Raw genomic sequence first — 10131 nt, 5'->3', positions numbered from 1 at the left:
CCGCCGAGCAGCCGCGTCACGACCGCACAGCCCGGCAACGCCTCGGAACTTACGTTAGGCATACCTAAGCTTAACGAATCACTCCGGCGCGAGCAGCCCTTGTGCGGCCAACTCCGCGAGCAGAGCGCGGGTCGTGGCTCGGTCCAGAGTCGGCAGACCCGCCTCCACCAGGGATTTCACCGAGTGGTGTGGCGCGGACAACAGGGCTTCGAGCACCGGCGCGGCGGCCGAGGCGAACACCAGCCGCTTGCCCGCCGCCGACAGCGACACCCGGTCGCCCTCCACCCGCAGCACCGCGCGCGGCACCAGCAGCCGCACCTCGGCCTCGTCGTCCGGCGGCAGCAGCGCCGCCGTCGCCGTCCACGGCAGCCCCGCGTGCGGGATCGCCGGGGCCTGGGCGTCGCGGTCGTCGAGGAACCGCTCGACCACCCCGTCGTCCAGCATGGCCAGCAGCTTCTCCCGCAGCGCCCGCGCGTGCTCGGCCTTGGCCCCGGCGCTCGCGAAGCGCGGCAGGTCGGTGCGGAACAGCTCCTCCGCCCGCGCCTGGTCGGCCAGCCAGGACACCAGGTCCACCCCGGTGGCCCGGTTGAACCCGATGGTCAGGTGCAGCGACTCCGAGCCGACCGCGGAGACGTCGTGCCAGTGCCCGCGCGGCACGTACAGCACGTCGCCGTCTTCGAGCATGAAGTCGTCCAGCGGCTCGTCGGAGGGCCGCCGCGGCAGCTCCACGTCCCGCTGCAGCGGCGCGGGCCGGGTCACCCCGTGCACCCGCCAGCGCTTGCGCCCGGAGATCTGGACGATGATCGCGTCGTGGTCGTCCCAGTGCACGTCGAAGCCGTGCGTGACGCCCCAGCCCGCGTACAGGTTGACCTGGACCCGTTCCCGCAGCTCGTGCTCCAGCCGCGCGGCCAGCTCGCCGACCGGCTCGAACAGCTCGTTGACCGAGTCCAGCACCAGGGTGGCGCCGCCGCGCATCTTCTCGGCGAACCGCTCGGGCAGCAGCCGGGGGACCAGACCGGTGCGCCGGGTCTGCACCATCTCCGTGTAGGTGTGGGCGGGCACCACCTCGCCGCCCTGCGCCAGGCGCAGGCGGGGGAAGTCCAACCGGTGCTGCCGCAGCACCCGGTTGACCTCCGACCACGGCAGCAGCTCGGCGAAGCGCCCGGCACGGCCGGGGAACCTGCGGTAGGTCCGGCCCTGCACCGCGTCGAAGAACTGGCTGACCTCGACCGGTGCGACGAGGTCAGCCAGGGTCGGGACGGTCACTCAGTCGTTGCCGTCGTTGTCGGCCACCGCGCCGTTGGCCTTGCCGCGGTCCACCGCGCCGGGCAACGCCTCCACACCGAGCAGCAGACCGCTGGAAGGCGCTTCGTATGTGGTCTCGTGCTCCTGAGCCATGTGCCAATCCTCCCTGGGGTGGTGCACTGCACTGCGAAGATCACGCTACGGCAGCGGGAGGTCCCGGTCATCGGTCATCCGAGTACTTCTCACTATCCGGCGCTCACCTGGGCGGCCCCATCGCCAGCAGCTCGGAGACGGTGACGAACCGGTAGCCGCGCTCGCGGAGCCGGTCCACGATCGGCCCGATCGCGTCCCGGCTGGCCTGCCTGCCCTGGTACATGCTGTGCAGCAGGACGATGGAGCCGGGGCGGGCGTTGTCCACCACGTGCCGGGCGGTGGCCTCGGCGCTGCGGTCGACCTCGGGGTAGGAGTTGGGCTCCACGTCCCACATGACCGTCGTGCGGCCGTGCTGGTCGAGGTAGCGCGGCAGGACCAGCAGCTTCTTGCCGTTGGGCGGGCGGAAGGTGATCGGCCCCCGGTAGCCGGTGGCGCGGATCAGCTCGTCGGTGCGCTCGACCTCGTCGGCCACCCGGCCCGGCGTCACGAACACCATGCGGTCGTGGGAGAAGGAGTGGTTGCCGATCTCGTGGCCCGCCTCGGCGACGGCCCGGCCCAGCTCGGGGTGCGCGGCCAGCTCGTGCCCGGTCAGGTAGAAGGTGGCCGGGACCTCCCGCGCGGCCAGCTCGTCCAGCGTCCGCCGCGCCCCGGCGGGGTCGGGGCCGTCGTCGAAGGTCAGCGCGACCACCTTCGCCGAGGTCTCCACGGAGCTGACCAGACCGCCGTAGAACTGGAACGTCCGCGCGCCGGCGAGCCGCCACAAACCCAAGCCGCACAGCGGGGTCAGCACCACTACGACCGCTAACGCGAAGACCAGCCTCCGCGCGCGCGTGTTGGTGGGGAGGAAACGCATCGGCGAAGGATGCCGGCACCTGTCCACATGCCCAGGCATGGGGCCCGCACGGCGAACCGAGATCCACCAGAGGCCGATCGGGCGACGCGCGGTAACCTTGACCCCTCATCCGCGCCCGTACGCTCACCAGGAGGATCCGTGTCGCCAGGGCAGATCGCCGCGCTGGTCGCCGCCGGTGCGTTCGTGCTGCTGGTGATCCTGCTGGCGATCCCGCTGATCAAGCTCGGGCGCACGCTCGACGAGGCCACGATCGCCATCCGCAAGGCGCACCAGAACAGCGACCCCATCTTCAGCGGGGCGAACACCACGATCACGCACGTGAACGCGCAGCTGGAGCGGGTGGACGGCATCACCGCCAACGCGCGCGCCGTCACCGGCAACGTCTCCGCGCTCACCTCGCTGTTCACCGCCACCCTCGGCGGGCCGCTGGTCAAGGCCGCGGCGCTGTCCTACGGCGTCAGCAAGGCCATCCGCGCCCGCCGCAAGGCCAGCGAAGCCCCCGGCAAGCACCTGCGCCGCCGCACCGCCCGCGGGGGGAAGCGATGAGGCGGCTGTTCTGGTTCGGGCTGGGCATCGCCGCGGGCGTGGCCGCCACCCGCAAGGCCAACCAGGCCGCGCACGCCGCCACGCCCGCGGGCATCGGCGCCAACGTCGGCGAGGGCCTGCGCGAGCTGGCGGGCGCCATCGGCTCCTTCGGCGCCGAGGTGCGCGCGGGCATGAGCGAGCGCGAGCAGGAGCTGCAGCGGACCGTGGAGCGCCAGACGGGCTTCACGCCGGGTCGGCGAGCGCGCAGGGCGAACGACTGAGCAGGTCGTTCGCCTCCGCCGCGCCCTGATTCCACCACCACCCGAGGAACCACCGTGCAGACCCACGAGATCATCAAGCGCTTCCGCGAGCACTTCGAGCGGGCCGGGCACGCGGTCGTGCCCAGCGCCTCGCTGATCCTGGACGACCCGAACCTGCTGTTCGTCAACGCGGGCATGGTGCCCTTCAAGCCCTACTTCCTGGGCGAGGCCCCGCCGCCGTGGCCGCGCGCCACCAGCGTGCAGAAGTGCGTGCGCACCCCGGACATCGACGAGGTCGGCAAGACCACCCGCCACAACACCTTCTTCCAGATGGCGGGCAACTTCTCGTTCGGCGACTACTTCAAGGAAGACGCCATCCGGCTGGCCTGGGAGCTGATCACCAACCCCCAGGACCAGGGCGGCTACGGGTTCGACCCGGAGCGCATCTGGGTGACCGTCTACCTGGACGACGACGAGGCCATCGAGCTGTGGCAGAAGGTCGCGGGCCTGCCGCTGGAGCGCATCCAGCGCCGCGGCATGGCCGACAACTTCTGGTCCATGGGCGTGCCCGGTCCGTGCGGCCCGTGCTCGGAGATCTACTACGACCGGGGCCCCGAGTACGGCGCCGAGGGCGGCCCGATCGCCGACGAGAGCCGGTACCTGGAGATCTGGAACCTGGTCTTCATGCAGAACGAGCGGGGCGCCGGGTCGGGCAAGGAGGACTTCCCGATCCTGGGCGACCTGCCCGCCAAGAGCATCGACACCGGCATGGGCGTCGAGCGGGTCGCGCTGCTGCTGCAGGACGTGGACAACGTCTACGAGACCGACCTGGTGCGCCCGGTCATCCAGAAGGCCGAGGAGCTGTCCGGCCGCAAGTACGGCGCCAACGAGGTCGACGACGTCCGCTTCCGCGTCATCGCCGACCACGCCCGCAGCGGCGTGCTGATCGTCGGCGACGGCGTCACCCCCGGCAACGAGGCCCGCGGCTACGTGCTGCGCCGCCTGCTGCGCCGGATCATCCGCTCGGCCCGCCTGCTCGGCGTGACCGAGCCGGTGCTGGTGCGCTTCGCCGAGGTGGTCCGCGACGCCATGGGCCCCACCTACCCGGAGCTGGTCAGCGGCTTCGACCGGATCGCCCAGGTGCTCAAGGCCGAGGAGGACACCTTCCTGCGCACCCTGGAGTCCGGCTCGCGGATCTTCGACACCGCCGCCGCCCAGGTCAAGGCGGAGGGGCGCGCCACGCTGCCCGGCGACAAGGCGTTCCAGCTGCACGACACCTACGGCTTCCCCATCGACCTCACCCTGGAGATGGCCGCCGAGGCGGGCCTGAGCGTGGACGAGGACGGCTTCCGCAAGCTGATGGCCGAGCAGCGCGCCCGCGCCAAGGCCGACGCCGCGGGCAAGAAGACCGGCCACGGCGACCAGACCGTCTACCGCGAGCTGCTGGAGCTGGGCGCCACCGAGTTCACCGGCTACACCGAGCTGGCCTCCGAGGCCACGCTGCGCGGCATCGTCCGCGAGGGCAAGCGGGTCCGCTCGGCCAAGGAAGGCGACATCGTCGAGGTCGTGCTCGACCGCACCCCGCTGTACGCCGAGTCCGGCGGCCAGGAGAGCGACGCGGGCACCATCGTCTCCGGCAACGCCGAGCTGGAGGTCGTCGACGTCCAGAAGGTGGCCCGCAAGCTGTGGGTGCACCAGGTTCGCGTGCTCTCCGGCGAGATCGCCGAGGGCGAGCACGTCGAGGCCCGCGTCGACCCGGAGTGGCGCGTCGGCGCCCGCCAGGGCCACTCGGGCACGCACGTGGTGCACGCCGCCCTGCGCCAGGTGCTCGGCCCGTCGGCCCTGCAGAGCGGCTCCTACAACAAGCCGGGTTACCTGCGGCTGGACTTCGCCTGGACCGGCGGCCTGTCGGAGGAGACGCGCAGCGAGATCGAGGAGGTCTCCAACCTCGCGGTCCGCAAGGACCTGCCGGTGCGTGTGGTCTACACCGACATGGGCGGCGCCCAGGAGATGGGCGCGGTCGCCCTGTTCGGCGAGACCTACGACGAGACCGTGCGCGTGGTGGAGATCGGCGGCCCCTGGTCGCGCGAGCTGTGCGGTGGCACGCACGTGGAGCACTCGTCCCAGATCGGCCCGATCACCATGATCGGCGAGTCGTCGGTCGGCTCGGGCGTGCGGCGCCTGGAGGCCTACGTCGGCATCGAGGCGTTCAAGTACCTGGCCCAGGAGCGGGCCCTGGTGCAGAACGTCGCCGCCATGCTGAAGGTCCCCGACGTCGAGGTGCCCGCCCGCGTCGAGGCCCTGGTGGAGCGGCTGCGCGCGGCCGAGAAGGAGCTGGAGCGCGTCCGCGCCGCCCAGCTCGTCGCCTCCGCCGGGTCGCTGGCCGACCAGGCCCTGGACGTGCGCGGCGTGGCCGTGGTGGCGCTGGCCCTGCCGGAGGGCACCTCCGGCGGCGACGTGCGCACCATCGCCACCGAGGTGCGCGGCAGGCTGGGCGAGCGGCCCGGCGTGGTCGCCCTGTTCGCCCCGGACGGCGGCAAGGTCAGCTTCGTGGTGGCCACCACCTCCGCCGCCCGCGACCTCGGGCTGGCCGCGGGCAAGCTGGTGCCCGCCTTCGCCCCGGCCGTGGGCGGGCGCGGCGGCGGCAAGCCGGACATGGCCCAGGGCGGCGGCACCAACCCCGGTGGGATCGCCGAGGCCGTGGCCGCCGTGCGGGCCGAGGTGGAACGCGCCCTTGAGCAGCGCTGACCGTCCCGGCGTCGACGACCCCGGCCTCGGCAGGAGGCTGGGGGTCGACGTCGGGGCGGTGCGGGTCGGGGTCGCGCTGAGCGACCCGAGCGCGTTCCTGGCCACCCCGCTGGTCACCCTGGCCCGCGACGAGAAGGGCGGTCGGGACCTCGCGGACCTGGCCGCCCTGGTCGCCGAGCACGACGTGGTGGAGGTCGTGGTCGGCCTGCCGCGCACGCTCGCGGGCAAGGACGGGCCGGCGGCGCAGGCCGCGGTGGCGTACGCTGCTGGGTTGGCTGAACGCGTCGCCCCGGTGCCGGTGCGGTTGACCGACGAACGGCTGACCACGGTGACGGCGAGCCGGGTGCTCGCCGAGCGTGGGGTACGAGGCAAGAAGCGACGTGCTGTCGTGGACCAGGCTGCCGCGGTCGAGATCCTGCAGTCCTGGCTGGACGCGCGGGCGCGACACGTGGCCCGAGCCGCTCAGGAGCGGGCCCCCGGAGCTAAGGACGGCTCGTGAACGACGACCTCGGGTTGTTCAACGATCCCGATGAACGGCCGCGCGGACGTGCGGGTGCGGCCCGGCGGGGCAGGCGCAAGCGCACGGTCCTGTGGGTCGTGGTGGCGCTGGTGCTGGGGATCGGCGGCGTCGGTGCGTACTACGGCTACCGCACGCTCAGCGGCATCGGCTCGTGGGACGACTACGCGGGCACGGGTGAGACCGACGTGGTGATCGAGGTCAAGGACGGCGACCCGGTCGGCACGATCGCCACCACGCTCAAGGAGCAGGACGTGGTGGCCAGCGCGCGGGCGTTCACCGAGGCGGGCAAGGACGACGCCAGGGTCACCGCCATCCAGCCGGGCTTCTACCTGATGAAGACCAAGATGTCCGGCGAGGCCGCGGTGGCCAGGATGGTCGACCCGAAGACCAAGGTGGTGCCGCTGGAGGTCCGCGGCGGCAACATCCTGCACGACATCACCGCGCCCGACGGCAAGGTCACCCCCGGCGTGCTGGCCAAGCTGTCCGAGGCGTCGTGCGTCGAGCTGGACGGGGCGAAGAAGTGCGTCACGCCGCAGGAGCTGCGCGACGCGGCGGAGAACGCCGACCCGGCCGCGCTGGGCGTGCCGGACTGGGCGCTGGCCGACTTCACCAAGGCCCCCAAGGAGAACCGGCTGGAGGGCCTGATCGTGCCCGGCCTCTACCACCTCAAGCCCGGCGCGAACGCGGCCGAGCTGCTCAAGAGCGTGGTCACCACGTCGGTGACCCGGCTGCAGGGCTACGGCATCCCGGCCAACACCAGGAACACCGGCTACCGGCCCTACGAGGTCCTGACCATCGCCTCGCTGATCGAGAAGGAGGGGCTGGCCAAGGACTTCGGCAAGATCTCGCGGGTCATCCAGTCCCGGCTGGCGATCGGGCAGATCCTCCAGCTCGACTCCACGGTCAACTACAAGCTGGAGCGGCCGATCATCACCACCAGCGACGAGGACCGCGGTCGCTCCGGGCCGTACAACACCTACCAGGTCACCGGCCTGCCGCCGACGCCGATCGGCTCGCCGAGCCGGGAGGCCGTCGAGGCGGCCATCAACCCCGAGCCGGGGCCGTGGCTGTACTTCGTGAAGTGCCAGAAGGACGGCACCACCTGCTTCACCGAGACCTTCGACGAGCACAAGCAGGTCGCCGCCAAGGCGCAGCGCGAGGGGGTCTTCTGACCGTGTCCCGCCGCGCCGCGGTCATCGGCTCGCCGGTGTCGCACTCGCTCTCGCCCGTGCTGCACAACGCCTGCTTCGCCGAGCTGGGCCTGGACTGGTCCTACGACCGGGTCGAGTGCGCGGCCGACGGGGTGGCCGGGCTGGTCGCCGGGTTGGGCCCGGAGTGGGCCGGGCTGTCGGTGACCATGCCCGCCAAGCGCGCGGCGCTGGCGGTGGCCTCGTCGGCCACGCCGAGGGCGGAGCTGGTGGGCGCGGCGAACACGCTGGTGCCGCGCGACGGCGGCTGGCGGGCGGACTGCACCGACGTGGACGGCGTGACCGGCGCGCTGCGCGCCGCGTGCGGCTTCACCTCCGGGTCGACCGCGCTGCTGCTGGGCGCCGGGGGCACCGCCACGGCCGCGCTGGTGGCGCTGGCGTCGGTGGGGGTGCGGTCGGTGTCGCTGGTGGTGCGCGACCCGGCGCGGGCGGTCGAGGCGGTCGCCTGCGCGCGGCGGGCGGGCGTGGCGCTGGACGTGGTGGCGTGGGCGGAGGCGGACTTCGCCGCGCTGGCGGCCGGGTCGGACGTCCTGGTCAGCACCGTGCCGCCAGCGGCGACCGGGCCGATCGCCGACGCGCTGGCGCTGGCCCCGTGCGCGCTGGACGTGATCTACCACCCGTGGCCGACACCGCTGGCCGAGGCGGTCGGCCGGGCGGGTCGACCGCTGGCCACCGGTCTGGACATGCTGCTGCACCAGGCGTTCGGTCAGGCCGAGCAGTTCACCGGGCAGCCCGCGCCGCGCGAGGCGATGCGCAAGGCGCTGCGCGCGGCGACCGGGGAGCTGCTCCCGCTGCCCCTGTAGTCCTCACAACGCTTGGCGCAGCACGCGCAGGTGGGCGGCGCGCAGCTGCGGACCGGGGTCGACGCCCAGCTCGGCGGCCAGCCGTTCGCGCACCCGGTCGAACAGCCGCAGCGCCGCGGCCTGCTGCCCGGAGCGGGCCAGCGCCAGCAGGTGGGCGGCCTGCACCCCCTCGTGCAGCGGCTCGTGGTGGGCCAGCTCGATCAGTGACGGCGTGAGCGCCCCGGCCCGCTCCTGCCGCAGCACCAGCTCGGTGTGCGCGAGTACCGCGGCGATGCGCTGCTGGTGCAGCGCCACGGCGGTGGGGTGCTGCCGCACCGCGTCGGGCAGGTCGGCCAGCACCGGCCCGCGCCACAGCCGCACCGCCTCGGCGAGCCGGGCGGGGTCGTCGTGGTCGCCGGTCAGCTCGGCGAAGCGGACCAGGTCCAGCTGCCGGGCGTCGGCGACCAGCCGGTAGCCGTGCCCGACCCGCTCGACCCGGCACAGCCGCCGCACGCGGGCCGCGTAGTTGTGCACCAGGTGCGCGTGCGACAGCGGCGGTCTGCCCGACCACAGCACCTCGATGATCTCCTCCCGCCCGACCACCCGGTTCGGGTGCAGGGCCAGCAGGCCCAGCAGGCAGCGCTGCATCAGCGGCACCCCGCGCACCGGCTCGCCGCCGCGCCGCACCACCAGCGGGCCCAGCACGCCCAGCCGCGTCGCGGGCCGCCCGCCCAGGTAGGCGGCCGGGTCCAGGCCCACGGTCGCGGCCAGCCGGTGCAGCGAGGCCGGTCTGGGCGCCGACACCTGGCCGCTCTCGATGTAGCGCACGGCGCGCACGCTGATCCCCGCGCGCAGCGCGACTTCCCGCTGGGTCAAGCCGAGCCGGGCGCGGCGCGCGCGCAGCTCCTCACCGAACGTCTTCGTCCCCATCTTCCCTTACCCCCCGCATCAAAGTAACCGAGGAATCCGACGCACGGGATCGGGCGGCGGAAGGGGCGATCGAGCGGTCGATTTTCCTCTTCCTGCCGCTGGGCGGACCGTTTTGCCTGCTGGCGGGCATTCGATTCGGCGGAGCGCCGGTGGAGAAATCTTTTCCCGTCGATCAATAGCATTGTCCGGGCAAGGTCGAATACAACACTTTAGGGGGAAGAATGCGTTTGCTCACGGGGATCGCGGCGGGGTTGGCGGCGGCGGCGACGGCGGTGGTGCTCGCACCGGCCGCGAGCGCGGCGCCCGCGGCCTGCGACGGCTGGCGGGTCGGGGTGTTCGCCAACCCGAACTTCAGCGGCACGCCCGGCTGCTTCAACCAGGGCGCGCCGGACCTGCGGGCCTTCGGGCTGGACAACGCGATCAGTTCGGGCTGGAACCGCGACACCGTGCCGTGGTGCCTGTACGACGGCTACAACTACACCCAGCCGTTCGCCCAGATGGCCGCAGGCGCCAGCTACCCGGACTTCGGGTGGGCTTCGGACCGGACCAGCTCGCTGCGCCGCGGCGCCTGCTAGCCGGACAGCCGGAGGCCCCCTGCCCGAGTGCGGGCAGGGGGCCTCCGGCGCGGGGTCAGCCCTCGTCGAGGTCGGTGGCGATGATCTCCGCGATGGCCTCCAGCGCGGACTCCGCGCCCTCGCCCTCGGCGGCCAGCACCACCTCGTCGCCGTGCATCGCGCCGAGCGTCATCAGACCCAGCACGCTCGCCGCCTCCACCGGCTGGCCGTCGTCCTTGCGGATGGTGACCTTCACCGGCTGGCCCGCCGCCGCCTTGGCCAGCACCGCGGCTGGGCGGGCGTGCAGCCCGACCTTGCTCGCCACGGTGACCCGTCGCTCAGGCATGGAACCG

12 protein-coding genes are annotated in these 10131 nt (G+C 73.1%); 7 read left to right on the top strand and 5 right to left on the bottom strand.

From position 1 onward, the window contains the following. Positions 1-78: 78 nt before the first annotated feature. From IEZ00_RS19485 to IEZ00_RS19480, 3 genes are all read right to left on the bottom strand, one after another. A complete protein-coding gene (locus IEZ00_RS19485) occupies positions 79-1266 on the bottom strand; it encodes a cupin domain-containing protein (RefSeq protein WP_189224716.1) in 1188 nt (395 codons plus the stop codon). Continuing rightward, entirely contained in the window at positions 1267-1398 is a 132-nt protein-coding gene (locus tag IEZ00_RS37810; RefSeq protein WP_268248770.1) for a hypothetical protein, read from the bottom strand. A gap of 103 nt (positions 1399-1501) precedes the next feature. Beyond that, positions 1502-2251, bottom strand: a complete 750-nt coding sequence (locus IEZ00_RS19480; RefSeq protein ID WP_189224715.1) for a polysaccharide deacetylase family protein — start codon at positions 2249-2251, stop codon at positions 1502-1504. A gap of 138 nt (positions 2252-2389) precedes the next feature. Here IEZ00_RS19480 and IEZ00_RS19475 point away from each other — a divergent pair, with 138 nt between their 5' ends. Genes IEZ00_RS19475 through IEZ00_RS19450 form a run of 6 tightly spaced genes read left to right on the top strand, consistent with a single transcriptional unit; the run spans position 2390 to position 8315 of the window. Then, positions 2390-2797: a DUF948 domain-containing protein gene (locus tag IEZ00_RS19475; RefSeq protein ID WP_189224714.1), complete on the top strand. Its 408-nt coding sequence runs from the start codon at positions 2390-2392 to the stop codon at positions 2795-2797. Then, on the top strand, positions 2794-3057 hold the full coding sequence (locus IEZ00_RS19470) for a hypothetical protein (RefSeq protein WP_189224713.1): 264 nt from the start codon (positions 2794-2796) through the stop codon (positions 3055-3057). Before IEZ00_RS19475 ends, IEZ00_RS19470 begins: the two co-directional genes overlap by 4 nt. A gap of 54 nt (positions 3058-3111) precedes the next feature. Next, a complete protein-coding gene (gene alaS, locus IEZ00_RS19465) occupies positions 3112-5784 on the top strand; it encodes an alanine--tRNA ligase (RefSeq protein WP_189224712.1) in 2673 nt (890 codons plus the stop codon). Further along, positions 5771-6283, top strand: a complete 513-nt coding sequence (gene ruvX, locus IEZ00_RS19460; protein ID WP_189224711.1) for a Holliday junction resolvase RuvX — start codon at positions 5771-5773, stop codon at positions 6281-6283. The genes alaS and ruvX overlap by 14 nt, the downstream gene beginning before the upstream one ends. Beyond that, complete coding sequence (gene mltG, locus IEZ00_RS19455) at positions 6280-7476, top strand: endolytic transglycosylase MltG (protein WP_189224710.1); 1197 nt, start codon at positions 6280-6282, stop codon at positions 7474-7476. Before ruvX ends, mltG begins: the two co-directional genes overlap by 4 nt. Beyond that, on the top strand, positions 7473-8315 hold the full coding sequence (locus IEZ00_RS19450; RefSeq protein WP_189224872.1) for a shikimate dehydrogenase: 843 nt from the start codon (positions 7473-7475) through the stop codon (positions 8313-8315). The genes mltG and IEZ00_RS19450 overlap by 4 nt, the downstream gene beginning before the upstream one ends. A gap of 3 nt (positions 8316-8318) precedes the next feature. Here IEZ00_RS19450 and IEZ00_RS19445 read toward each other — a convergent pair whose 3' ends face one another. Next, positions 8319-9224 carry a BTAD domain-containing putative transcriptional regulator gene (locus IEZ00_RS19445; protein WP_189224709.1) on the bottom strand — a complete coding sequence of 302 codons (906 nt, stop codon included), beginning with the start codon at positions 9222-9224 and terminating at the stop codon, positions 8319-8321. 221 nt (positions 9225-9445) lie between these two features. Here IEZ00_RS19445 and IEZ00_RS19440 point away from each other — a divergent pair, with 221 nt between their 5' ends. Beyond that, positions 9446-9799 (top strand): peptidase inhibitor family I36 protein, encoded by a 354-nt coding sequence (locus tag IEZ00_RS19440; RefSeq protein ID WP_189224708.1) that lies wholly within the window; start codon positions 9446-9448, stop codon positions 9797-9799. Positions 9800-9854: 55 nt separating this feature from the next. Here IEZ00_RS19440 and IEZ00_RS19435 read toward each other — a convergent pair whose 3' ends face one another. Beyond that, complete coding sequence (locus tag IEZ00_RS19435; RefSeq protein WP_189224707.1) at positions 9855-10124, bottom strand: HPr family phosphocarrier protein; 270 nt, start codon at positions 10122-10124, stop codon at positions 9855-9857. Between the last annotated feature and the right edge of the window lie 7 nt (positions 10125-10131).

The sequence above is a fragment of the Saccharothrix coeruleofusca genome, from assembly GCF_014648515.1.
GTDB classification, from domain to species: domain Bacteria; phylum Actinomycetota; class Actinomycetes; order Mycobacteriales; family Pseudonocardiaceae; genus Actinosynnema; species Actinosynnema coeruleofuscum.
Note: the sequence above shows the minus strand (reverse complement) of the source record. Positions and strands in the feature narration are given on the sequence as shown.